The sequence below is a fragment of the Rhizobium sp. YTU87027 genome, from assembly GCF_050644135.1.
Classification (GTDB): domain Bacteria; phylum Pseudomonadota; class Alphaproteobacteria; order Rhizobiales; family Rhizobiaceae; genus Rhizobium.
Genome location: NZ_CP098440.1, coordinates 3,662,201 through 3,686,936 on the forward strand (window position 1 = coordinate 3,662,201; position 24,736 = coordinate 3,686,936).

A 24,736-nucleotide genomic window follows, 5' to 3' on the forward strand; every position below is an offset into this window, starting at 1 on the left:
CCGTTATCGATGCCGGAGACCATTCCCGGCATCGGCCTGACCTAATTCTCGATCGTGAACTGCACGCGATCCGCGGCAAACCGGCTGATCGCATATTGGACCGGCACGCCTTCAAGGTCGGTGTTGACAGCCTTGGTAATCAAGAGGATCGCGCCCGGCGCCAGTTCGAGCGCTGCCGTATCCGCCTCGTCGGCATGGACGGCGGTGATCTCGGTCGTCGCGCGCACATAGTCCGATAATCCAAGCTCGGCAAAGGCCTTGGTGATGGATTCCGTTCGCTTGTAGGCATCGGGCATGCCGCCGAAGCGCCCGGCTGGAAACCATGCCGTCGCGCAGGAGACCGGGCGGCCATCCGCCTTGCGAACCGTTTCCATGCGGATGACAGGCTCGCCCGGCCGGATCTTCAGCCCGCGCGCCACGTCCGCGTCCGCCTTCTCCTCCGAATAGGAGAGCAGCAGTCCGCGCATCTCGCGCGCCTGCTCGCCGATCCCCGCGGTGAACCGGGTGCGCTTGGTGATCGGAAAATTCAGCCGTTCCTTGCGCTCGATCAGCGTGCCGCGTCCCTGCACGGCGCGCACAATGCCTTCCTGGGCAAGGGCCGCGATCGCGCTTCTGACCGTATGTCTGTTGACGCCGAACTGCAGCGCCAGCACCGTCTCCGGCGGCACCATGCCGGTCTCGTCATAGGCGCCAGCGCTGATCGCCTGGCGAATGCGGTCGGCGATCTGCCGCCACAGCGCCACGCCTGTCTGTCTTTGTACCTGCCCAGCCATTTTACCCCTTGATGTCACACGCTTGTCATGTCGCCGATTTAAGCGTAACCATATCTTGTATAGTTGTCTATATCAATAGACATTTAAAGGATGTGGCGATGACCTTAGCGGAAAAGAATGAGCCGGGGGCAGGCGGGCGCAAGCGCGTCGTCGACCTGCTTGCGCGCGCGAAACGGCAGGAGCTGGTCGAGGCATGGGACAAGCTGGCGGAAAAGCCTGCGGCCCAGCCGGTGCGCGGACCGGAAACGGGCCTCGTCATGGTCCGGGGCCGCATGGGCGGCGGCGGTGCGCCGTTCAATCTCGGTGAGGTGACGGTCACCCGCGCCACCGTGCGCCTTGCATCCGGCACCGTCGGTCACGCCCAGGCGCTCGGCACGGATTGCGAGAAGGCCCGGCTTTGCGCCATCTTCGACGCGCTCTGGCAGGAGCAGGCGAGGCAATCCTTCGTCGAGCAGGCGCTTCTGCAGCCGATCGCCGCACGCGTGGCGGATGCCGATCGCCGCAAGGCCGACGAGACGGCGGCAACCCGCGTCGATTTCTTCACCATGGTTCGCGGAGACGACTGATGAGCCTCAAGACCGAAGCCCCCGGGAATGATGCGTTGGCCGGCGGCTTTGCCGAGCCGGTCTTCCACGCACAGAGCGTCTTCAAGCTGATGATGGATGCGATGGCCCGTCCGGGCACGATCCAGACGGTCGCTCCCGACGCCCTGCCGCCGGCGCCCCTCGGCGTTGCGGCCGGCGCGATCGCGCTGACGCTCTGCGATCACGACACCCCGGTCTGGCTGTCATCAGGGCTTGCGAAATCCGCCGTGCCGCAATGGCTCGGCTTCCACAGCGGTGCGCCGGTCACGCCGGAGAAGGCCGAAGCGCGCTTCGCCTTTGTCGAGGCCGGAACGCCGCTGTCGTCCTTCGGTCTCTTTGCCGCCGGCACCCAGGAATATCCGGACCGTTCCACGACGCTGGTCATCGAACTGGCTGATATCGAAGGCGGCCGCAAGCTGGCGCTGATGGGTCCCGGCATCAAGACCGTGACCGACACCGCGCCGCTTGGCCTGCCCGACACCTTCCTGCGCCTCTGGATGGAGAACCGCGCCCTCTTCCCGCGCGGCATCGACATCGTGCTGACCTCGGGCAGCCGTTTTCTCTGCCTGCCCCGCACCACCAAGATCACCGCAACGGAGATGTGACCCATGTATGTTGCTGTCAAAGGGGGCGAGGCCGCCATTGCCAACGCCCATCGCCTGCTGGCGGATCGCCGTCGCGGCGACCGTTCGTTGCCGGCTATCGGTATCGACCAGATCGTTGCGCAGCTGGCGCTGGCCGTCGACCGTGTCATGGCCGAAGCCTCGCTCTACGATCGCACGCTTGCCGCTCTTGCTGTCCGCCAATCGCGCGGCGACATGATCGAAGCGATCTTCCTGCTCCGCGCCTATCGCACGACGCTGCCGCGCTTCGGCTATAGCAAGCCGATCGACACTGCCCGCATGAAGATGGAGCGCCGCGTCTCCGCCACCTACAAGGATCTGCCCGGCGGCCAGCTGCTCGGCCCGACCTTCGACTACACGCATCGCCTCCTCGACCCGTCGCTCCTGACGGACGAAGCCGTCGAGGAACCGACGCTTCGCGATTCAGAATCCGGCCGCGTCATGCGCGTTTCGGAAATCCTCGCGCAGGAAGGCCTGATCGAGGGCGATGGCGAAATGCCGGAGGATCACGAGATCGGTGACCTCACCCGCGAGCCGATGGAATTCCCGATGACCCGCGATCTGCGCCTGCAGGCGCTGGCGCGTGGGGATGAGGGTTTCCTTCTGGCGCTCGGCTATTCCACCCAGCGCGGCTATGGCCGCAACCATCCCTTCACCGGCGAAATCCGCATTGGTGAGGTCGAGGTCGAATTCGATGTTCCCGAACTCGGCTTCGCCGTCTCGCTCGGCACCATCCAGGTCACCGAATGCCAGATGGTCAACCAGTTCAAGGGTTCGTCGAAGGCGCCGCCGCAGTTCACCCGCGGCTACGGCCTCGTCTTCGGCCAGAGCGAGCGCAAGGCGATGTCCATGTCGCTCGTTGATCGTGCCCTGCGCGCCGAAGAACTCGGCGAGGACATCACGGCCCCGGCGCAGGACGAGGAGTTCGTCATCTCGCATGCCGATAACGTGCAGTCGACCGGCTTCGTCGAGCACCTGAAGCTGCCGCACTACGTCGACTTCCAGGCCGAGCTCAATCTGGTCCGCCGCATGCGCAACGAATTCGAAGCCAACCGCATCGGCGGCGACGATAACATCAAGGAGGCTGCGCAATGACCGATCTGGCCGGCTACAATTTCGCCTATCTCGACGAACAGACGAAGCGCATGATCCGCCGCGCGATCCTCAAGGCGATCGCCATCCCCGGCTATCAGGTGCCCTTCGCTTCGCGCGAAATGCCGATGCCTTACGGCTGGGGCACCGGCGGCGTGCAGGTCACGGCCTCGATCATCGGCCCAGATGACGTGCTGAAGGTCATCGACCAGGGCGCCGACGATACGACCAACGCGGTCTCGATCCGCGCCTTCTTCCAGAAGGTCGCCAATGTCGCGGTGACCACGCACACCAAGGATGCGACGATCATCCAGACCCGTCACCGCATCCCCGAAGAAAAGCTCGGGACCAACCAGGTGCTGGTCTATCAGGTGCCGATCCCCGAGCCGCTCCGCTTCCTCGAGCCGCGCGAGACCGAGACCCGCAAGATGCACGCGCTCGAGGAATACGGCCTCATGCATGTGAAGCTCTACGAGGACATCGCGCATAACGGCCGCATCTCCAAGACCTACGCCTATCCGGTCAAGGTTGCCGGCCGCTACGTCATGGATCCGTCGCCAACGCCGAAGTTCGACAATCCGAAAATGCACATGTCGGACGCGTTGCAGCTCTTCGGGGCAGGGCGCGAGAAGCGCATCTATGCCGTTCCGCCCTATACCGAAGTCGTCAGCCTCGATTTCGACGACTACCCCTTCGAGATCCAGCGCTTCGGCAAGCCCTGCGCGCTCTGCGGCGCCGAAGAAGTCTATCTCGACGAAGTCATCCTCGATGATAAGGGCGGACGCATGTTCGTCTGCTCCGACACCGACCATTGCGAAGACCGCCGCGCCCACGGGCATGCCGGCGAGATTTTGGCACCCAATCAGGAGGCCGCCGAATGAGCGACACGCCGCTCCTCAAAGTCAATGACGTCTCGAAGTTCTATGGTAACCGCATCGGCTGCCGCAATGTCTCCTTCGAGCTCTGGCCCGGCGAAGTGCTCGCCATCGTCGGTGAATCCGGTTCAGGCAAGACGACGCTGCTCAACTGCATCTCGACCCGTATGATGCCGACGACAGGCAGCGTCGAATATCACATGCGCGACGGCGCCTATCGCGACCTCTATCGCATGAATGAGGCCGAGCGCCGCTTCCTGATGCGCACCGACTGGGGGTTCGTGCATCAGAATCCGGCTGACGGTCTGCGCATGACGGTCTCGGCCGGCGCCAATGTGGGCGAACGCCTGATGGCGATCGGCGACCGTCACTACGGCAATATCCGCTCCACGGCCATCGACTGGCTGCAGCGCGTCGAGATCGACGAAGGCCGTATCGACGATCAGCCGCGCGCCTTCTCCGGCGGCATGCGCCAGCGTCTGCAGATCGCCCGCAACCTGGTGACCGGCCCGCGTCTGGTGTTCATGGACGAGCCGACCGGCGGCCTCGACGTGTCGGTGCAGGCCCGCCTGCTCGATCTCGTGCGCGGCCTCGTCAACGATCTCAGCCTTGCCGCGATCATCGTCACCCACGACCTCGCCGTCGCGCGCCTGCTCTCGCACCGCATGATGGTGATGAAGGATGGCCATGTCATAGAGCACGGGCTGACCGATCGCGTCCTCGACGATCCGCGCGAGCCGTACACGCAACTCCTCGTTTCCTCCATCCTGCAGGTCTGATCGCGACTGCTGTTCTGACTCCGGCTACCGGTGTCGGCGGCAAGCGAAACTAAGGAAAGAAATCATGGCAACGCCACTCGTTGTTTCTGAAGTCGTCAAGAGCTTCACCATGCACCTGCGCGACGGCATCAAGCTGCCGGTCGTTTCGGATGTATCCTTTTCCGTGGCATGCGGGGAATGCGTCGTCCTCGGCGGCCCGTCGGGCATCGGCAAGAGCTCGCTGCTCAAGATGATCTACGGCAACTATGCCGTCGATCGCGGCCAGATCCTCATCAAGCACCACGACAAGATCGTCGATCTGGCAACGGCGGACCCGCGCACGGTGATCGACGTACGCCGTCAGGCGCTCGGCTATGTCAGCCAGTTCCTGCGTACCGTCCCGCGTGTCGCGGCCATCGACGTGGTGGCCGAGCCGCTGGTCGCCCGCGGCGAGAAGGCGGAAACGGCGCGGGAGAAGGCGGCAAACCTTCTTTCGAAGCTGAACCTGCCGGAAGCGCTCTGGCAGCTGCCGCCCGCCACGTTCTCCGGCGGCGAGCAGCAGCGCGTCAACATCGCCCGCGGCTTCATCACCGACCACACGGTCCTGCTGCTCGACGAGCCGACCGCCTCGCTCGACGCCAGGAACCGCGCCGTCGTCGTCGGCATGATCGAAGAGAAGAAGAAGGCGGGCGTCGCCCTCCTCGGCATCTTCCACGATGAAGAGGTGCGCGAGGCCGTCGCCGACCGCATTCTCGACGTCCAGAAGTTCTCGCCGCGAAAGGCAATCGCTGCATGAGCCGCAAGATTGGCCTCGAGCCTTATTTCCACGAAACAGCGTCCGTGAAGAACGCCACCTTCGGGCGCTTCACGGAGGTCTCCGAGCGTTGCCGTATCGAGGAAGTCGAGTTCGGCGATTATTCCTATGTCATGCAGGATGGCGCCATCTGGTGTGCGACGATCGGCAAGTTCGTCAACATCGCCGCCTCGGTGCGGATCAACGCCACCAACCATCCGACCTGGCGCGCAACGCTGCATCACTTTACCTATCGCGCCGCCGATTATTGGCCGGATGCCGATATGGAGACGGATTTCTTCGAATGGCGCCGCTCAAACCGCGTCGTCATCGGTCACGACGTCTGGATCGGCCACGGCGCCACCATCCTGCCCGGCGTTACGGTCGGCAACGGTGCTGTGATCGGCGCCGGTGCGGTCGTCTCGAGGGATGTCGCCCCCTACGCCATCGTCGGCGGCGTCCCCGCCAAACTGATCCGCGAACGCTTCCCGAAAGAGGTCGGCGAACGCATGGACAAGCTAGCATGGTGGGATTGGGAGCATGATCGCTTGCGGATCGCCCTGCAGGACTTCCGGAACCTCAGCGCCGAAGATTTTCTCTCGCGCTACGAATAGTGACCGAAGCCCCTGAGTTCGCTCAGGGGCTTTTCTCTTCGGTCCACGAAGGCAGCCCCATGCGAAGGGCCAGGCTTTACTCTACGGATTTGGGTTCTTCGCCAGCTGCCATTCACCGGTCTCGTCCGGCTCGACGCGTTTGTTGCCTCGATAGAAGATCGGCCGTCCGGTCTTCTTATCCATCGAGAAGCGGCTTGGCGTGAACTTTTCGTCCTCGTGTCCTCGGATGGCGAGGCCGAGCGCCTCCTTGAACTTCCCGGCGTTGCACAGGCTTTTGAAGAGGGTCTGATCCATCGCTTTACTCCAGTATCCCCGATATCCTTTGAATTGCCTGCCATCGACCGGTGATCGGGTCAACTGCAACGACGATACCTCGCGTACCGACTTCGTGCGCAATCGCCCAGCCCAGCTGCCATTGGCAGGTTCTCGTCGGTATTGTTTACCCGGCACACGACCGCGGCTGGATTCGATGTCCGTCAAAGGCTCGATTATGACAGTCCTTACACAAAACTGACATTGGAGCTTCATCAAGCGGGACTAATGCACTCCCTCATATCGCCTTTGGACCATGAGGAAGAGCATGATGTTCGAGCTGAGGAATGTCACCCGCCGTTTCGGAAAGAAGACCGCCGTCGATTCCGTTACGCTCGACATTCCTCAGGGCCAGATGGTCGGCATCATCGGACGTTCCGGTGCGGGCAAGTCCACGCTTCTGCGTATGATCAACCGCCTGCAGGAGCCGACATCGGGCTCGATCCATTTCGCCGGCGTCGAGGTCTCCAGCCTTCGCGGCCAGGCGCTGCGCAACTGGCAGCGCGATTGCGCGATGATCTTCCAGCAATTCAATCTCGTTCCGCGTCTCGACGTGCTGACCAACGTCATGCTCGGCCGTCTCAATCATCGCTCCACCGCGATGAGCCTGCTCGGCCTCTTCAGCCACGAAGAGCGCATCCATGCAATTGCCGCTCTTGAGCGCCTCGGCATCGAGCAGACGGCCTTGCAGATGGCAGGCACTCTGTCGGGTGGCCAGCAGCAGCGCGTGGCGATTGCCCGCGCGCTGATGCAGAACCCGAAGATGGTGCTCGCCGACGAGCCGATCGCCTCGCTTGATCCGCTCAACGCCAAGATCGTCATGGACGCACTGCGCGACATCAACGAGCGCGAAGGCATCACCGTCATCACCAATCTTCATACACTCGATACCGCCCGCAACTACTGCGAACGCATCGTCGGCATGGCTGCTGGTCGCGTCGCGTTCGACGGCAAGCCCTCTGAACTGACGGCTGAAGCCGTCAAACAGATTTACGGCACCGACAGGGATGGCGCCGGCATCGACGAGACGATGACCTCGACCTCGATCAACATTCCCGCGGCTGCTGTCGCCAATCAATCCGCCGGCCTGCAACCGCTGGCGCTGGCCGGTCTCTGAGAGGGGCGGCCTCGATCGTAAGCCCGCGTTATGGGCGCACTTCTTCTTAACCAGGGATCGCCGGGAAAACCGGTCAATCAGGAGAGTACCATGTTGAAGAAAGCACTCTTTGCCGCGACGGCGCTGTTTGCGCTTGCCGGCGTTTCGCATGCTGCAGACCTCAAGGAATTCCGCGTTGGTATTCTCGGTGGCGAAAACGAAGCCGACCGCCTGCGTAACTACGCTTGCCTTGCTGACCACCTGAAGACCGAATTTGGCTTCGAGAAGGTTTCGCTCTTCCCGGCTGCCGACTATGACGGCGTTATCCAGGGTCTGCTCGGCGGCACGCTCGACTTCGCGGAACTCGGCGCTTCGGGCTACGCTGCGATCGCCATCAAGAACGACAAGGCTGTCACCCCGATCCTGACGACCGTTCAGAAGGACGGTTCGACGGGCTACCACTCGATCGGTCTCGCCCTGAAGTCATCGGGCATCAAGGACATCAAGGACGCCAAGGGCAAGAAGCTCGGCTACGCCGATCCGGACTCCACCTCGGGCTACCTGATCCCGCTGACGCAGATCCCGAAGGACACTGGCATGCCGAATGACCAGTACTTCGCTTCCACGCAGTTCAACGGCGGCCACGAGAACAACCTTCTCGCTGCCTATGACGGCAAGGTCGATATCGCGGTTGACGACTCCTCGGGCATCGGCGATTTCAAGGACGGCTACACTTCCGGTACCTTCCGCAAGGCTGTCGACAAGGGCACCGTAGATCCGAACAAGCTCGTCGAAGTCTGGCGTTCGCCCCTGATCCCGAACGGCCCGCTCGTTGTTCGCAACGAACTCGGCGCTGATTGGCAGGCAAAGCTCACCGACTTCTTCATGAAGCTCCCCGCAAAGGATGCCAAGTGCTTCGCAGCCATCGAAGGCGGCGATTACCAGGGCTACACCAAGGTTCAGCCTGACTTCTACAACGCCATCATCGATGCTCGTAAGGCTGCCATCGGCGGTTGATCGATCCTGACGGTTGAAGGGCGGCCATAACAAGCCGCCCTTTTTCTGGCGAAGAAAGCGGACACCTTCATGACTTTTGCCGATCCCAACGCCCACGCGCCGGCCCAGCAAAGCGCCCGTGAAATCGGTGACGCCTGGAGCAAGATGGTGGCCCGCCGCCGCTTCTATACCGGCCTTGGGCTGGTGATCCTGCTTGCCGCTTTCATTGCCTCCGTGCGCTTCGCTGACGAAAGCAATGCCGGCCATTTCTTCGAGCGCCTGCCGCATCTCTTCGATTTTTTGAGCTGGCTCATTCCCAAGGATTGGAATGACGTCTGGCGCGCCCTGTTCGATATCGCAAGCCCGACCCAGAAAACCGGTGAAGAGTATAATTTCGCAAAGGGTCGCGTTTATGTCTGGGGCGGTTTCTATATCCCCGAATATTTCGAGCTGATGATCATCACGATCAACGTCGCGCTGGTCTCGACGATCATCGGATTCATCTTCGCCGTGCCGCTGAGCTTTCTCGTGGCCCGCAATCTGGCGCCGTCCAATCCGCTGCGCATCATCGCCAAGCGTCTGGCGGAGCTCCTCCGCGCGTTCCCCGAGATTGTTATCGCAGGCCTGTTTTCCGCCATCCTCTCGATCGGTCCAGTCGCCGCGATCATCGCCGTCAGCCTGCACACCATCGGTGCGCTCGGCAAACTCTTCTATGAAGTCGTCGAAAACATCGACATGAAGCCGGATGAAGGCATGAAAGCCGTCGGCGCCAGCTGGTCGGAGCGTGTCCGCTTCGCTGCCCTGCCGCAGGTCATGCCGAACTTCGTCTCCTACGCGCTGCTGCGCCTGGAGATCAATGTCCGCGCCTCCACCATCATCGGTGCGGTCGGCGGCGGCGGTATCGGTGAGGAGTTGAAGCTCTCCATCTCGCGCGGTTTCGGCGCCAAGACGATGGCTCTCGTTCTCCTGCTCTTCATCACTATCGTTGCGGTCGACCAGTTCTCCGCATGGCTGCGCCGCCGCCTCGTCGGTGAGCACGCTTTCCTTTTGCAGCATTGAGGTTCGCCATGACGGTGATCGACGCCAACCGGATGCACGAGATCGAGCAGCGTTATCCGGAGTATTTCAAACGTTCCTTCCGGCAGCGCTTCGGCGGCCTGATGATCGTGATCGCGACGCTTGTCTATGCGCTTTACGCAACCTGGTTCTTCGACCTGCCGAAGCTGCTTGCCGACGCCCATTGGGAGCGCGTCGGCCTCTATCTCAGCCAGTGGGTAAGCTATGACGTGCAGCCCGAATTGCGCATTGGCGATGACGGCATCACGGTCAAATATCCGCGTTTCTCGCCGCTCGGCGACAACCCGCATCCGAATTGGGTCATCAACAATCCGGATGGCAGCGTCACGGTTTCGGTCAGCGGCACGCGCCGCAGCGTCACCATCTCCAAAACGGAGACGACGGTGACCGCCCACGGCATCAGCGTGCCGGTCGAAGTCTCGAGCGGCGCCCCGAAGGTCGTCGGCCCGGTGCCGAGTTGGATGACGGTCTACGACGACAACGTCCTTGCCGATCTCGGCTTTGCCGGCGATGTCAGCATCTCGGTCGATCGCGTCAAGGTCCGCAAGCGCTTCCTCGGCTGGGCGAACTTCGTCTTCGACACGCAGTCGCCGTTCTTCGATAAGCCGGCGAGCGAGGTCATCAGCCTGATCGTTTCGGGACCGGAACTGAAGCCCGGCCAATCCAACCTGTCGCTTGCCTTCGATAATATCTGGCACAACAGCGCCTGGCAGCACGGCGACGTCTGGACAAAACTGTTCCAGACCATCGTGATGGCTTTCCTGGGGACGCTGCTCGGTGCATTGCTCGCTTTTCCGCTGGCATTTCTTGCCGCGCGCAACATCACCCCCAACAAGGTGCTGAATCAGGTCCTGAAGCGCTTCTTCGACTTTCTGCGCTCGGTCGACATGCTGATCTGGGCACTCTTTCTGACCCGCGCCTTCGGTCCCGGTCCTCTGGCTGGGTCCGGCGCGATTTTCCTCACCGAAACGGGCACGCTCGGCAAGCTCTATTCAGAAGGCCTGGAGAACGTCGACAACAGGCCGCGCGAAGGCATCAAATCGACCGGTGCGTCCACCGTACTCACGCATCGCTACGGCATTATTCCACAGGTCGTCCCTGTTTTCGTCAGCCAGACCCTCTACCAATGGGAGTCGAATGTTCGTGGCGCCACCATTATCGGCGCGGTTGGCGCGGGTGGTATCGGCCTCAAGCTTTGGGAAGCGATGCGCACCAACGCCAACTGGGAAAACGTCGCCTATATGGTGCTGTTGATCCTCGTTGTCGTCTTCCTGTTCGACATGGCCTCGAACGCGCTGCGCCATCGATTGATGGGCACCAAGGCACACTGAAAAAGCGCAGGATCGTTCCGGATCATCATCATTCTGTCACGGAAATCTTTTAGCCGGAAGCCAGCTTGCGGTGGCGGTCAAATCACTGAACACTACAATCCGCATTCGGAACGATTCCCAGGATACGAGCCTTGCGCTACGCACTCTATTTCACGCCGCCGAAGGACGATCCTTTGAACGGCACGGCCGCGCTCTGGCTCGGCCGCGATGCCTTCACCGGCGAAACTTACCCGGCTCCTGATCATCCGGACCTGCCGGCCGCCGAGCAGTTCGAGCTGACCGCCGATCCTCGCCGCTACGCTTTCCACGCGACGATAAAGGCGCCCTTCCATCTGGCAGCCTCCGTCACCGAGGAGGACCTGATCCAGGTTGTCGAGGATTTTGCCGCCCGCATATCGGCCTTCGAGATTCCCGAGCTGGTGCTTGGGCAACTGGGTAAATTCTTTGCGCTGGTGCCCGCTTTTCTGCATCCGCCGCTTCAGGATTTCGCTGCCACGGTGGTAAAATCCTTCGAACCGTTTCGGGCCGCCTTGTCGGATGCCGATATCGCGCGCCGCAATCCGGAGAAACTGAGCGAGAGGCAGAGGACCAATCTGTTGCGCTGGGGCTATCCCTATGTGATGGATGACTTCGGGTTTCATATGACGCTGACCGGCCAGGTGCCGCAGGAGCGTGCCGGCATAATGAAGGCCATTCTGGCGGAGCGTTTCGCCGCCTTTACTGGCCGGCCGCTCCCAATCACCGGCCTTGCCGTTTTCGTTGAGGAGGCGCGCGGCGCTCCGTTTACAGCTCATTCCTGGTGGCCGCTTGCCGGCGCGAAAAACTGAGAGACCATATTCAATGACCAAAGAAACCGTCTTCTCCAACGCCCGCATTGTCCTCGAGGATGAAATCATCGAAGGATCGGTCCTCGTCCGCGACGGCAAGATTGCCGATATCTCGACAGGCAGCTCTCGCGTCGGCGAGGATTTTGAAAGTGACTACCTGATCCCTGGTCTCGTCGAACTCCACACCGATCATCTCGAAGGCCACTATTCGCCGCGCCCGGGTCTGCGCTGGCACAAGACGGCTGCGATCCAGGCGCATGATGCCCAGATCGTCACATCCGGCATCACCACGGTCTTCGATTGCCTGCGCATGGGCGCCGACGAGGATGGCGGCTTCGAGCACGGCGAGATGCGCGAGATGGCAGATGCGATCCAGAAGGCCGAGCAGGAAGGCCGTTTGCGGGCTGAGCATCTGCTTCACCTGCGCTGCGAGGTTTCTGCCGACAACGTGCTGCAGCACTTCTCCGATTTCGAAAGCGATCCCTACGTCCGTCTTGTCTCGCTGATGGACCACGCGCCTGGCCAGCGGCAGTTCCAGACGATGGACCAGTACATCTTCTACTACCAGAAGAAGCGCGGTCTCTCCGATGCCGAGTTCGCCAAGTTCGTCGATCGCCGCGTGTCGGAGTCCGAGCGCAACTCGACGCCGCATCGCGCGGCCATTTCCAGGGTCTGCGCTGAGCGTGGCATTACCGTCGCCAGTCACGACGACGCAACGCTCGCCCATGTCGACGAAGCCATCGAAAATGGCGTTCGCCTCGCCGAATTCCCGACCAGCTTCAACGCTGCCAAGGCGTCGCACGAGCATGGCATGAGCGTGCTGATGGGCGCCCCGAACATCGTTCGCGGCAAGTCGCACTCCGGCAACATTGCCGCCCGTGATCTCGCCGAACACGGCGTTCTCGACGTGCTGTCCTCCGACTACGTCCCGCTCAGCCTCCTCTACGCACCCTTCCTGATCGCCGACGAAGTCGAGAGCATTTCGCTGCCGAAGGCGATCGCCATGGTCACTGCTACTCCGGCCCGCGCCGTCAGCCTCAGCGACCGCGGCCGCATCGCCACTGGCCTGCGCGCCGATCTCGTCCGCGTCTTCCGCGACCACGGCGTGCCGGTCACCCGTTCTGTTTGGCGTGAAGGGCGCCGTGTCGCATGAACCCGTCGCACGAACCTCACATCGTTCCGGGCACCGAACGCGGCATCATGGTCGTGGTCGTTGGTCCGAGCGGTGCCGGCAAGGACACGTTGATGGCGCTGGCCGCCAAGCACTTCCGGGGTCGTCCAGAGGTGCATTTCGTCCGCCGCGTCATCACCCGTCACACCCATGCCGGCGGCGAGCAGCATCTCGCCGTGTCGGACCAGGGCTTTGCGTCGATGGAACAGGCCGGAAGTTTTGCGGTCTGGTGGGAAGCACACGGCCTGAAATATGGCATTCCAGCCGAGGTGTCGGTCTCGCTCGCGCAGGGAAACCTGGTCATTGCCAACGGCTCCCGCTCGGCACTTCACCATTTCAAGGCCGCTTTCCCGCGACTCAAGGTCATCAATGTGACGGCGACCGCCGAGGTGCTGGCCAGCCGTCTGGAAGCGCGCGGCCGCGAGACGCATGAAGACATCATGGCGCGTCTCGCCCGCGGCCCGCTGACGGTGCGCGGCGATTACGACGTGACCGACCTCGACAACAGCAGTTCGCTGGAAGAAGGCGAGCGCAGGATCGTGGATGCGCTGAACGGCTTCCTCGCGGAAGTAGCATAGGATCGGGAGGTACGATGGCCATTGTTGTCGTTCCTTACAATCCCGAGTGGCCACGGCTTTTCGACGAGGTCAAAGCAGAGCTGCATCCGGTACTATCCGATTTGGCACCGGTTTTTCATCATGTCGGTAGCACATCGGTTCCTGGTCTTGCCGCGAAGCCCAAGATCGATCTGCACGCTGCTTTCCGCAATGAGGATGGGTTGCTGACCGCGATCGAGCGGGTAAAAGACCTCTCCGCCTACGCGTTTCACGGTGACAAATACAACGACCAGAGCTGGACCTTCACCAGCGGCAAGGGCTCCTACGGCGCGCGGCTCTATCTCTGTTCATCCGATAACCACGTGCTCCGCGATCGCATCGTTTTCCGCGACTACCTGCGGGCGCATCCCCAGCGGGCGCAAGCATACGCCGCGCTGAAGCTTCGCCTGATGAGCGAGGCGAACGACGATTGGGCCTACTACACCGGCGGCAAGCGGTGCAATTTTGTTGTGCGTGGAAAAAATCGAATGAACTTTCAGTGATTTGAACAAACTGTTCTTCCCCGCCGATCCCCGCGCAAATGATCTGCGGCACACTGATGACGTCATTGGACAGGGAGCCGGGTCGCGAACCGGATCTGACAAACTGGTCGAAATCCGGCGTTCGATGATCATTGCAGGAGAGGGATCGTAGGCCGTCAGGACCGGCGATCCACCGCAACGGAAGGGCCGAGAGACGCTCCTGTCGGCCTGGAAGAGTGGGGACTCGATGCGATCGGGCAGGCGGCACCGCCTGACAATCCACATCTACCACGACCGTCGCCTGCCCATTCCCGGCAAGGCCATGCCGTGCCGGATCATTCTCCGGCGCGGACATCACTGCTGGCGGCGGCACCAGTTCTGGGATGCCGCAGCCACTGCGTTATTCGCCTTCGCCGCGTCCAGCCACGATCTCGCGCTTGCCGACATGGTTTGCCGGGCCAACGAGACCTTCCTTTTCCATGCGCTCGACGAGCGAAGCCGCACGGTTGTAGCCGATGCCAAGACGGCGCTGGATGTAGGAGGTCGAGCACTTCTTGTCACGCATGACGACCTTGACCGCCTTGTCGTAGAGATCGTTACCGTCCTCGGCCGCCATGTCGCCCTTGTCGAAGACGGCGCTGTCCTCTTCCTCGGTGTCTTCCTCTTCGTCAGCTGTAACGGTGTCGAGATACTCCGGCCGCCCCTGCGTCTTCAGGTGCGCGACGACCTTCTCCACCTCGGCATCCGAAACAAATGGTCCGTGTACGCGCGAAATCCGCCCGCCGCCCTGCATATGCAGCATGTCGCCCTGGCCGAGCAGCTGTTCTGCGCCCTGCTCTCCAAGAATTGTGCGGCTGTCGATCTTCGACGTCACTTGGAAGGAGATGCGGGTCGGGAAGTTCGCCTTGATGGTGCCGGTAATGACGTCGACCGAAGGGCGCTGCGTCGCCATGATCAGGTGAATACCGGCCGCACGCGCCATCTGCGCCAGGCGCTGGATCGCGCCTTCGATTTCCTTGCCGGCGACCATCATCAGGTCGGCCATCTCGTCGACGATGACGACGATGTAAGGCATCGGCGTCAGATCCATCTCCTGTTGCTCCTCGATCGGAGCGCCGGTGCTTCTGTCGAAGCCGGTCTGGACCATGACGTGGATGGTCTCGCCCTTGTCGCGCGCCTGCGCCACGCGGCTGTTGTAGCCGTCGATATTGCGCACGCCGAGACGCGACATCTTGCGATAGCGATCCTCCATCTCGCGCACCGCCCACTTCAGCGCCATGACGGCCTTCTTGGGGTCGGTGACGACAGGTGTCAAAAGGTGCGGGATGCCATCATAGACGGAGAGTTCCAGCATCTTCGGATCGACCATGATCAGGCGGCACTGTTCCGGTGACATCCGGTAGAGTAGCGACAGGATCATCGTATTGATGGCGACGGATTTGCCCGAACCGGTGGTACCGGCGACGAGCAGGTGTGGCATCTTCGCAAGCTCGGCGATGACGGGTTCGCCGCCGATCGTCTTGCCGAGGCCGAGCGCAAGCTTGTAGCCGCTTTTCTCGAAATCCTGGCTTTCGATCATCTCACGGAAGTAGACGGTTTCGCGCAGCGCGTTCGGCAGCTCTATGCCGATGACGTTGCGGCCGGGAACCACGGCAACACGCGCCGACAGCGCCGACATCGAACGGGCGATATCGTCGGCCAAGCCGATGACGCGGGAGGACTTGACGCCCGGTGCCGGCTCGAACTCGTAAAGTGTGACGACGGGGCCGGGGCGGACATGGATGATCTCGCCCTTGATGCCGAAATCCTCGAGCACGCTTTCGAGAAGGCCGGCATTCTGCTCCAGCGTCTCCTGCGACATGATCTCGCCGACACGCTCCGGCGGTTCCTGCAGCAGCGAATGTGAGGGGAATTCGTAGCCGGAGGCATCCACCCTGGAGGGCACGATCTTCGGCGCGGCAAAGCGCGGCGCCGGAGCGAGCGGCTGGGGAGCCTGCGCGCGAACCGGCAGCGGAGCGATCGGCTGCGTCTTCGGCTGGACTGCCGCCGCTTCTTCTACGCGGGTCTGCCCGGTCGCGACCGGGCTCTGTGTTGTGCGGCCGCGCGTCAAACCGGGAGCGGGCGCGACGGGTGGCGGGGCGACTGGCTCAGGCATCGGTGCAACGGCGATTGTCTGATGTTGCCGACCTGGCCGCCACTCCATGACGCGGAACCGGCTGATGATCGATTCGGGGCTGACTTCCGGCCGCGGCAATGAAATCTGAGGCAGCAGGATCGGTTCGGCTACCGCTTCCTCGAAGGCCATGACCTCCCAGAACGCGAAGTCCGAAATAGCAGCCAGTTCATTGGATGCACGGACAATGGTCTGGGTTTCAGGCTGGACCGACATCACCGGCGATACAGCCACAGCCGGCTGCACTTCGATCGCAAGGGGGGTCTCGGCTTCATAGACTTCGAGTGGGACGTTGACGACAACAGGCGCCGCCGGCGCCACACTCGCGCCGATTTCGGCCGCAACGCGTTCCTGCAGCGCAAGAGGCGGCGTGTGAACCGGCGGTGCCGGCACGCGCTTCGGATTGATCAGATTTTCGGGCGTGCGGGTGAATCGCACATTCGGAGCCAGTGAAAAATTGCTCTGCCAGATGGGTGCCGTAGGCTTCTCGCCTGCGTATTCCTGCAGCTGTTCACCTTCGACTTCCGCGGAAATCTCCTCGGCCCCTGTCAGATTGGTTCTAGGAAAGCGCATACGACCGCTACTCACTCATGATTAGCAACTAATATCCGCTCTCGGATTAGGAAATGAAGGTTAATAAGTTCCTTCCGTCCGCACCGTCGGTCGATGAAAAATATAAAGAAAAATGTTTAATATCAACAATTTGAAAGGTGGAGAAAATTTTAATGGATTTTCGACGAAGCGCTCAGTGCGCTTCGTCCCAGTTGGTCGCCGAACGCGCGTCGACCCTCAGCGGCACGCGCATTTCAAGCGCCGGCATGGTGGCGTTTTCCATGACCGAAACGATGATCGGCGTGGCCTTTTCGACGTCCGCATCCTCGACCTCGAAGATCAGTTCGTCATGGACCTGCAGGAGCATGCGCACCCGGTCGCCAAGTCCCGCTTCGGCAAGCGCCGGTTCCATCTTGATCATTGCCCGGCGAATGATATCGGCCGCCGATCCCTGGATCGGTGCGTTGATCGCCGCACGCTCGTTGAAGGCGCGAACCGATGGATTGGAGGAACGGATTTCCGGGTAGTTGATTCGCCGCCCGAAGATCGTTTCGACGTAGCCCTTGTCGCGCGCCATCTGCTTGCGGCTGTCCATGTAGTCACGGATGCCGGGGAAGCGCTCGAAGTACTTCTTGATGTATTCGCCCGCTTCCGCGCGCTCGATCGAGAGCTGATTGGCAAGGCCGAAGGCGGAAATGCCGTAGATGATCCCAAAGTTGATTGCCTTGGCGCGACGGCGCACCTCTGACGGCATGCCCTCGACCGGAACGCCGAACATCTCGGACGCGGTCATGGCATGAATGTCGACACCGTCGGCAAAGGCCTGCGTCAGCTGCGGGATCTCCGCGACATGCGCGAGCACGCGCAGTTCGATCTGGCTGTAGTCGGCCGAAATCAGCTTGTGGCCCGGCGACGAAATGAATGCCGTGCGGATCTTGCGGCCTTCCGCCGTCCGCACCGGAATGTTCTGCAGGTTCGGTTCCGAGGAGGACAGCCGGCCTGTCGTCGTCGAAGCCAGCGAATAGGAGGTGTGGACCCGCTTCGTCTGGGGGTGAACGTATCCCGGTAGCGCATCGGTGTAGGTCGACTTGAGCTTGGTCAGCTGGCGCCAGTCGACGATCTTGCGTGGCAGTTCGAAGCCCGCGGCTGCGAGGTCTTCGAGCACGCTTGCCGAGGTGGACCACTGGCCAGTCTTCGTCTTCGTACCGCCGGCCAGTCCCATCTTGCCAAACAGGATATCGCCCAGCTGCTTCGGCGAGCCGATGGTGAAGCGCCCGCCCGCGAGTTTGAAAATTTCGTCCTCGAGCGCGGCGGCGCCCTGTGCGAGATCGCCGGACAGGCGCGAGAGGATCTGCCGGTCAACGGTGATACCGCGCTCTTCCATATGCGCCAGAACGGGCACCAGTGGGCGCTCAAGACGTTCGTAAACCGTCGTCAGTTTCTCGGCCGCAAGGCGCGGCTTCAGGACCAGCCAGAGCCGCAGCGTGATATCGGCATCCTCCGCGGCGTAGTGCGTCGCGCGATCGATATCGACGAGGTCGAATGTAACGTTCGACTTACCACTGCCAGCCACGTCCTTGTAGGCAATGGGTGTATGGCCGAGGAGCTTCTCCGACAGCGGATCCATGCCGTGCGCGCCGGTTCCGGCGTCCAGCACGTAGGAGATCAGCATCGTATCGTCGAAGTTCTTCGTTTCGACGCCGTAGCGCTTCATCAGCAGGTAGTCGTATTTGAGGTTCTGGGCGACCTTCAGGATCGACTCGTCTTCCAAAAGCGCCTTCAGTCGGGGAAGGGCGTCCCGCATCGGGATCTGGTTGTCTGCAAGCCCGCCGCCGAGCAGATCGCCGACGCCCGTCTTGTGGCCGATCGGGACATAGGCGGCGCGGATGCTGGTGCCGGTGGGGTTCTTGTCGTTGTCGGCGATCGCCATCGAGAACCCGACGAGCTCCGCCTGCATCGCATCGAGCGACGTTGTCTCGGTGTCGAAGCCAACCACTCCGGTATCGCGCGCATCGGCAATCCATTTGTCGAGCGTCGCGACATCGCGAATGGTGACATAGCGCGAGTGGTCGAACGGCAGCGAGGCAAACGCTTCTGCGCGCGCCTTGGCAAAATTAGCCGGCAAGAAGGTGCCTTCGCGACCATTCGCGCCGTTCGCCTTTGCCGGAACAGGCACCGCCTCGCCGGCGACCTCGGGAATTCCACCGGCAACCGGCTCCGGCTCGGCGGCATCGAGGTCCGGCCCGCGCGCTGCTGCACCCCACTCGACCGGCACATCGACCGCATCGATGGCGCTGGCATCGCAATCGCAAGCCTCGGCCACCCGCCGCGTCAGCGAGGTAAACTGCATGGCCTTCAGGAAACCGATCAGCTTTGGCCCGTTTTGCGGCTCGAGGATCAGGTCTTCGACCTTGAGTTCAAGCGGAACGTCGGTGCGCAGCCGCACCAGCTCACGCGACAGGCGGGCCTTGTCGGCATTCTCGATGATCGTCTGGCGGCGCTTCTCCTGCTTGATCTCGGTCGCGCGTTCGAGAAGCGCATCGAGATTGCCGTACTCGGCAAGCAGCTGCGCCGCCGTCTTCGGGCCAATGCCGGGAATGCCAGGCACGTTGTCGACCGAGTCGCCGGTCATCGCCTGAAGATCGATCATTTTCTCGGGTGGAACGCCCCATTTCTCAATGACATCAGGGATACCGATCTGCTTGTCCTTCATGCTGTCGTACATGTGGACAGCAGGCGTCACCAGCTGCATCAAATCCTTGTCCGAGGAGACGATCGTCACGTCAGCGCCGAGGGCCTCGGCCTGGCGGGCATAGGTCGCAATGATGTCGTCGGCCTCGAAGCCTTCAGTTTCGATGCACGGCAGATTGAAGGCCCGCGTGGCTTGGCGGATGAGCCCGAATTGGGGGATCAGTTCCTCCGGCGGCGCCGAGCGGTTGGCCTTGTAGGCGTCGTAGAGATCCTTGCGGAACGTCCTTGCCGAGTAGTCGAAGACGACCGCCAAATGCGTCGGCGTCACGCCGACCGACGTGTCGCGCGCATCCGTCAATAGCTTCCACAACATGTTGCAGAATCCTGACACCGCGCCGACCGGCAAACCATCGGATTTGCGGGTCAAAGGGGGGAGTGCGTGAAAGGCTCGAAAGATGAAACCGGAGCCGTCGACAAGGAAAAGATGATCGCCTTTTTTCATGGCGTCATGGATAGCGCGGCGACCTTGGAAGGTCCATATAAAGTTCGGAGGGAGAAAAGATTCTGCCTCACCAAACTGTTACTAATTTGTAATAGTCAATCCTCGGCTTTCCCTTGAAAAGCCACATTCCCGATCACAAATGATTACTACCGACGTTTGATCGTGTTGATCGCGTCGAGGGTCTGATAGCTGGCTTGTCCCCCGCCGCATCGGACTTGGACAAAGGCCTTATCCCCTCTCCGGGCCTTTGTCCCCATTTTAGAGCCGCCATAGCCAGACCTCCAGGCTATGGCGGCTTTGTTTTTCTGCTCTATCTTTCCAAGGAAAACCTGCGATGAAGCGTTTGTGATCCATCGTATGAGATTTGTTGCATTGTTTTGTCGAGTTTTTTGCGACTAACTGAAAAGATGGGAATTAATCGTATGGACTCGGGGGCTTACCTTGCCAGCCAGCTGGCCAAGGGCTTCGCTCGTTCGCTCCAACAGCGCGCGGCAAGGCTCGGCTTTTCGCCGGGGCAGTTCCCAGTTCTTCTCGAACTTTGGGCCGAGGACGGGCTGACGCAGAAGCAATTGCTGGCCCGCGTCGACATCGAACAGGCGACGATGGCAAACACCCTTGCACGCATGGCGCGCGACGGGCTCATCGACCGCCGCCCGCATCCGTCCGACAAGCGCGCCCAGCTGATCTTCCTGACGGACAAGGCCAAGGGCATGGAAGACGACGCGATCGAGGCGGCGCGTGAAGCGGATCTAGCGCTGTTTGAGGGCTTCAAGAGCTTCGAGCGCGAGCTGACCCTCGAATATATCCGTCGCCTTCTCGACAACGCCAAGAAGCTCTGAGCTCTATTCCGCCGCCGTTATGGTGGCGGAAGCGAGCGGCCGATCCAACTCGCCGTGGGTTGCGAGGAAGCTCTCACGCGCTGCCAGCTTGACGCTCGGCTCGATGTCCGGCTTGCCGAGAAGCAGGCCCTGCATCTGCTCGCAGCCTTCCTCGATGACGATCTGACGCTGAAGTTCCGTTTCGACGCCTTCGGTCACGACCTGAATTCCCAGGCTGTGACCGAGACCGATGATGGCGCGCACGATGGAACGGGCGGCGGCGTCATGTTCGAGAATGCCCGTGAAGCTGCGATCCACCTTGATCTTGTCAAATGGCAAAGCGCGCAGGTTCGAAAGCGATGAGAAGCCCGTTCCGAAGTCGTCCATGACGATGCGAACGCCGAGTCCATGCAGACGCATCAGCGTTGCGATGACATTGCTTCGGTCGCGCACGAAGGCAGCTTCGGTAATTTCCAGTTCCAGCCTCTCCGGGGCCAACCCGGTCTCTTCGAGGATAGCCGCGACCCGCTCGCAAAGGTTCGGGAGCATGAACTGCACCGGCGAGACGTTGACGGCAATGGACAGTGGCTGCGGCCACCGCGCCGCTTCGGTGCATGCCTGGCGCATCACCCACTCTCCAAGCTGCACGATCACGCCGCTTTCCTCGGCTATGCCGATAAAGACCTCTGGTTCACTCATGCCATGTCCGGGCCGATTCCACCGCATCAGGGCTTCATAGCCGGTGACGGTATCCGTCCTGCTGTCGAGGATCGGTTGGTAGCTTACGGAGACCTGATTGCGCGTGATCGCATGCCGCAGCTCGGCCTCGATCTGGCGGCGGGCGCGCACGGCCTCATCCATTTCCGCGTCGAAGAAGCAGGCCTTGCCGCGCCCGCCGTGCTTGGCACGGTAAAGCGCCGTATCGGCGTTATCGCTCAGCTCCTCCGCCGTGTGTCCGTCCGTAGGATAAACAGCAATACCGACACTGATGCCGACGGCGGTCGGATCGCGGGCGATATCCATTTCAGCGGCGAGCCCGTCAAGAATAAGCCCAGCGAGCTTGCGCGCGGCGTCCGGCTGCTGCTTGCCCGTCTGGATGATCGCGAACTCATCGCCTCCAAGTCGGGCGACCGTGTCGCCGTCGTCGGCCACGCGCTGCAGGATTGTCGAAACCTTGCAGAGGATGCGGTCGCCCTCCGCATGCCCGAAGATGTCGTTGACGGCCTTGAAGCGATCGAGGTCCAGACAGAAGACGGCAATCTGCGTGTGCTTGCGCTGGGCCAGTTGAAGGGCATGGCGGATGCGCGTGTCAAACAGCGAACGGTTCGGCAGGCCGGTCAAAACGTCGTGCTGCGCGAGATGTTCGATCATTTTCTCAGCGCGCTTGCGCTCGGTGAGATCGCGAATCACCAGGACGTCGCAGTTGCGCCCACGATAGACCATGCGACGGGACAGGATCTCCACCGGGATCTCGCTGTCGTCTTTGGTGGTCAGCTGCGTTTCCTCTCGGAAGACTGTCGTACTTCCATCCATGCTCATCAGAACGGAGGTCGGATCACCCCCGAGCAACTCGGCCAATTGCCAGCCCGACATTTGCTGGAACCGTTCGTTGGCGTCGACGATCTTTCCTTCGCGCAGAACGAGCAGCCCCTCCATCGAGGCGTTTGCGAGGCCGCGCAGATCGGTCAGATGGCTTTCGAGAAACACCGCGCCGAGAGCGACGAGGATCAGGGCAGTAGACACCACCATGATGATCGCCGCCAGCGCTTTGGGCTCCAGAACAGTCGTGGTCACGCTTCGTCCCGGCTCGGGAATGAGCGTAATACTGCTCATGGAGATGAAATGCATCGCTGCGATGGCGAGCACCATGGCGATCGCCGACACCAGCAGCCGTTTCGTTCCCTTGAGCCTCTTGAAGGAGAGAAACGCCATGCTCGCGAGTGTCGCACCAATCCACAGCGCGATCAGCGTTGCCGGGAGATCGTAGACGATATCAACTTGGGCTTCGATCGCCCGCATGCCGGTCAGATGCATCGAACCGATGCCGAGTGCCATCAAGATGCCGCCGGGCACGAAGGAATACTCACTCGAACCCTCCACGGAAACCAGGATGGCGAGCCACGAGACGCATATCGCCAGTATGACGGAGAGTGTTGTCAGGCCAAGACCATAAGTGATCGTGAAGCCGCCGTCGTAGGCCAGCATGGAGATGAAGTGCGTAGCCCAGATGCCAACGCCGCAGGCAAATGCCGATGCCATGATCCAGTGCCGTTGCTGTCCGGGGTCGCATTCCTGAGCGCGGAACAAGAGCAGCATGGAGGCAAGGTTGCCGATCAGGCAAACGATGACGGCGGCAACAATCAGACGCCAGTCATGGTTCTCGCGAATGCAGGTGACTACAGAGAACATATCTCACCTCGAACACATTGCCGGTATACTATTTATCCTTCCCTAAATAACCGTAAATTGTATATGCGATTTCATGCATTCGTCTTGCGGTATATCTGACGCGCCCATCCGTCGTGATCGTCTCCTCTCTCGATCTTTTTTCAACTCGAAAGCGATTTACCTTTGGTCTATCGTCCCGCGGAATTTCGAAAGGAGTCGAAAATGACTGACGTAACGCCGGTGCTTTCGCGCGCAGATCAAAATCTGCCATCAAGCCTCGACAAGCTGTTTGAACTCTTGAGGATCAAATCGATCTCCACTGACCCGGCCTTCAAGGTCGAGTGCCGCAAGGCGGCCGAATGGCTGGTTTCCTATCTCGAGACGCTGGGTTTCGATGCTTCCGTGCGCGATACGCCCGGTCATCCCATGGTTGTCGCCCACCATGCCGGTGCGAGCGCCGACGCACCGCACGTGCTGTTTTACGGCCATTACGACGTGCAGCCGGTCGATCCCATCGAGCTTTGGGAGAATGATCCGTTCGAACCGTCGATCAAGGATGTCGGCAATGGCCGGAAGATCCTTACGGGTCGCGGCACCGCCGACGACAAGGGCCAGTTGATGACCTTCGTCGAAGCCTGCCGCGCCTACAAGGAAGTCAACGGTGCTTTGCCCTGCCGCATCACAATCCTTTTCGAAGGCGAAGAGGAATCCGGTTCACCGTCGCTGAAGCCGTTCCTCGAGGCCAACGCCGCGGAATTGAAGGCGGACTACGCCCTCGTGTGCGACACCGGCATGTGGGACCGCGATACGCCGGCGATTGCTGCGGCGCTTCGGGGTCTCGTCGGCGAAGAGGTCGTCGTGACGGCAGCCGACCGCGATTTGCACTCCGGCCTGTTCGGCGGTGCCGCCGCAAATCCGATCCATATCCTGACGGCAGCACTTGCTGGCCTGCACGATGAAACCGGCCGCATCACGCTCGAGGGCTTCTATGATGGCGTGGAGGAAACGCCGGCCAATATAAAGGCATCCTGGGAAACACTCGGCAAGACCGCCGAGACCTTCCTGGGCGAGGTGGGTCTGTCGATCCCGTCGGGAGAGAAAGGCCGGTCGGTCCTCGAATTGACCTGGGCGCGTCCGACCGCTGAGGTCAATGGCATCTGGGGTGGCTATACCGGTGAAGGTTTCAAGACGGTGATCGCAGCCAAGGCCTCCGCCAAGGTCTCCTTCCGTCTCGTCGGGACGCAGGATCCGGATGCCGTCCGGGAAAGCTTCCGCACCTACATCCGCTCGAAAATCCCCGCCGATTGCTCCGTCGATTTCCATCCGCATGGCGGCTCGCCGGCCATCCATCTTTCCTACGATTCGCCGGTGCTGACGAAGGCCAAGAATGCGCTTTCCGACGAGTGGCCGAGGCCTGCCGTGGTCATCGGCATGGGCGGATCGATCCCGATCGTCGGTGACTTCCAGAAGATGCTCGGCATGGAATCGTTGCTGGTTGGCTTCGGCCTCAGCGACGACCGCATTCACTCGCCAAACGAGAAGTACGAGCTCGCTTCCTATCACAAGGGTATCCGGTCCTGGATTCGCATCGTGGAAGCGCTGGCCAAGTAAT

The 24,736-nt window shown here is 61.5% G+C and carries 22 protein-coding genes; 17 read left to right on the plus strand and 5 right to left on the minus strand.

What is annotated here, in order from left to right; genetic code table 11:
- Positions 1 to 41: 41 nt before the first annotated feature.
- On the minus strand, positions 42 to 773 hold the full coding sequence (gene phnF, locus NBG89_RS18075; protein ID WP_431321068.1) for a phosphonate metabolism transcriptional regulator PhnF: 732 nt from the start codon (positions 771 to 773) through the stop codon (positions 42 to 44).
- A 98-nt stretch (positions 774 to 871) separates the two neighbouring features.
- Between phnF and phnG the strand changes: the two genes are divergently transcribed.
- The 7 genes from phnG to NBG89_RS18110 all read left to right on the plus strand — a co-directional run bounded on the left by phnG (position 872) and on the right by NBG89_RS18110 (position 6,112).
- Positions 872 to 1,339, plus strand: coding sequence for a phosphonate C-P lyase system protein PhnG (phnG, locus tag NBG89_RS18080; RefSeq protein ID WP_431321069.1), 468 nt, complete (start codon positions 872 to 874; stop codon positions 1,337 to 1,339).
- Entirely contained in the window at positions 1,339 to 1,962 is a 624-nt protein-coding gene (gene phnH / locus NBG89_RS18085) for a phosphonate C-P lyase system protein PhnH (protein ID WP_431321070.1), read from the plus strand. The genes phnG and phnH overlap by 1 nt, the downstream gene beginning before the upstream one ends.
- A gap of 3 nt (positions 1,963 to 1,965) precedes the next feature.
- Positions 1,966 to 3,075, plus strand: coding sequence for a carbon-phosphorus lyase complex subunit PhnI (locus NBG89_RS18090; protein ID WP_431321071.1), 1,110 nt, complete (start codon positions 1,966 to 1,968; stop codon positions 3,073 to 3,075).
- Positions 3,072 to 3,953, plus strand: a complete 882-nt coding sequence (locus tag NBG89_RS18095; RefSeq protein WP_431321072.1) for an alpha-D-ribose 1-methylphosphonate 5-phosphate C-P-lyase PhnJ — start codon at positions 3,072 to 3,074, stop codon at positions 3,951 to 3,953. The genes NBG89_RS18090 and NBG89_RS18095 overlap by 4 nt, the downstream gene beginning before the upstream one ends.
- A complete protein-coding gene (gene phnK / locus NBG89_RS18100; RefSeq protein ID WP_431321073.1) occupies positions 3,950 to 4,726 on the plus strand; it encodes a phosphonate C-P lyase system protein PhnK in 777 nt (258 codons plus the stop codon). Before NBG89_RS18095 ends, phnK begins: the two co-directional genes overlap by 4 nt.
- A 64-nt stretch (positions 4,727 to 4,790) precedes the next feature.
- Complete coding sequence (phnL, locus tag NBG89_RS18105) at positions 4,791 to 5,501, plus strand: phosphonate C-P lyase system protein PhnL (protein ID WP_431321074.1); 711 nt, start codon at positions 4,791 to 4,793, stop codon at positions 5,499 to 5,501.
- Positions 5,498 to 6,112, plus strand: a complete 615-nt coding sequence (locus tag NBG89_RS18110; RefSeq protein WP_431321075.1) for a DapH/DapD/GlmU-related protein — start codon at positions 5,498 to 5,500, stop codon at positions 6,110 to 6,112. Before phnL ends, NBG89_RS18110 begins: the two co-directional genes overlap by 4 nt.
- Positions 6,113 to 6,193: 81 nt before the next feature.
- On the opposite strand, the gene NBG89_RS18115 is transcribed toward NBG89_RS18110, so the two are convergent.
- Complete coding sequence (locus tag NBG89_RS18115) at positions 6,194 to 6,406, minus strand: hypothetical protein (RefSeq protein WP_431321076.1); 213 nt, start codon at positions 6,404 to 6,406, stop codon at positions 6,194 to 6,196.
- A 289-nt stretch (positions 6,407 to 6,695) separates the two neighbouring features.
- Here NBG89_RS18115 and phnC point away from each other — a divergent pair, with 289 nt between their 5' ends.
- The 8 genes from phnC (at position 6,696) to NBG89_RS18155 (ending at position 14,021) form a co-directional block, all read left to right on the plus strand.
- The gene (phnC, locus tag NBG89_RS18120; RefSeq protein ID WP_431322733.1) at positions 6,696 to 7,541 is read left to right on the plus strand and encodes a phosphonate ABC transporter ATP-binding protein; all 846 of its coding nucleotides are present in this window, start codon (positions 6,696 to 6,698) and stop codon (positions 7,539 to 7,541) included.
- Positions 7,542 to 7,631: 90 nt separating this feature from the next.
- A complete protein-coding gene (gene phnD, locus NBG89_RS18125) occupies positions 7,632 to 8,537 on the plus strand; it encodes a phosphonate ABC transporter substrate-binding protein (RefSeq protein ID WP_431321077.1) in 906 nt (301 codons plus the stop codon).
- Positions 8,538 to 8,606: 69 nt separating this feature from the next.
- Positions 8,607 to 9,575, plus strand: a complete 969-nt coding sequence (gene phnE, locus NBG89_RS18130) for a phosphonate ABC transporter, permease protein PhnE (RefSeq protein ID WP_431321078.1) — start codon at positions 8,607 to 8,609, stop codon at positions 9,573 to 9,575.
- Between the two features lie 8 nt (positions 9,576 to 9,583).
- Positions 9,584 to 10,924 (plus strand): phosphonate ABC transporter, permease protein PhnE, encoded by a 1,341-nt coding sequence (gene phnE, locus NBG89_RS18135; protein ID WP_431321079.1) that lies wholly within the window; start codon positions 9,584 to 9,586, stop codon positions 10,922 to 10,924.
- 131 nt (positions 10,925 to 11,055) lie between these two features.
- A complete protein-coding gene (locus NBG89_RS18140) occupies positions 11,056 to 11,751 on the plus strand; it encodes a DUF1045 domain-containing protein (protein WP_431321080.1) in 696 nt (231 codons plus the stop codon).
- Positions 11,752 to 11,764: 13 nt separating this feature from the next.
- On the plus strand, positions 11,765 to 12,904 hold the full coding sequence (locus NBG89_RS18145) for an alpha-D-ribose 1-methylphosphonate 5-triphosphate diphosphatase (RefSeq protein WP_431321081.1): 1,140 nt from the start codon (positions 11,765 to 11,767) through the stop codon (positions 12,902 to 12,904).
- Positions 12,901 to 13,500: a phosphonate metabolism protein/1,5-bisphosphokinase (PRPP-forming) PhnN gene (gene phnN, locus NBG89_RS18150; RefSeq protein WP_431321082.1), complete on the plus strand. Its 600-nt coding sequence runs from the start codon at positions 12,901 to 12,903 to the stop codon at positions 13,498 to 13,500. Before NBG89_RS18145 ends, phnN begins: the two co-directional genes overlap by 4 nt.
- A gap of 14 nt (positions 13,501 to 13,514) precedes the next feature.
- The gene (locus NBG89_RS18155) at positions 13,515 to 14,021 is read left to right on the plus strand and encodes a GrpB family protein (RefSeq protein ID WP_431321083.1); all 507 of its coding nucleotides are present in this window, start codon (positions 13,515 to 13,517) and stop codon (positions 14,019 to 14,021) included.
- A 379-nt stretch (positions 14,022 to 14,400) separates the two neighbouring features.
- On the opposite strand, the gene NBG89_RS18160 is transcribed toward NBG89_RS18155, so the two are convergent.
- A complete protein-coding gene (locus NBG89_RS18160) occupies positions 14,401 to 16,746 on the minus strand; it encodes a DNA translocase FtsK (protein WP_431321084.1) in 2,346 nt (781 codons plus the stop codon).
- Between the two features lie 172 nt (positions 16,747 to 16,918).
- On the minus strand, positions 16,919 to 19,918 hold the full coding sequence (polA, locus tag NBG89_RS18165) for a DNA polymerase I (protein WP_431321085.1): 3,000 nt from the start codon (positions 19,916 to 19,918) through the stop codon (positions 16,919 to 16,921).
- Between the two features lie 422 nt (positions 19,919 to 20,340).
- Here polA and NBG89_RS18170 point away from each other — a divergent pair, with 422 nt between their 5' ends.
- Positions 20,341 to 20,757 carry a MarR family winged helix-turn-helix transcriptional regulator gene (locus tag NBG89_RS18170; RefSeq protein WP_088691027.1) on the plus strand — a complete coding sequence of 139 codons (417 nt, stop codon included), beginning with the start codon at positions 20,341 to 20,343 and terminating at the stop codon, positions 20,755 to 20,757.
- Between the two features lie 3 nt (positions 20,758 to 20,760).
- Here the strand turns inward: NBG89_RS18170 and NBG89_RS18175 are convergent, their stop codons facing one another.
- Entirely contained in the window at positions 20,761 to 23,145 is a 2,385-nt protein-coding gene (locus tag NBG89_RS18175; protein WP_431321086.1) for a bifunctional diguanylate cyclase/phosphodiesterase, read from the minus strand.
- Positions 23,146 to 23,346: 201 nt separating this feature from the next.
- Here NBG89_RS18175 and NBG89_RS18180 point away from each other — a divergent pair, with 201 nt between their 5' ends.
- Complete coding sequence (locus NBG89_RS18180; protein ID WP_431321087.1) at positions 23,347 to 24,735, plus strand: M20/M25/M40 family metallo-hydrolase; 1,389 nt, start codon at positions 23,347 to 23,349, stop codon at positions 24,733 to 24,735.
- Position 24,736: the final 1 nt, after the last annotated feature.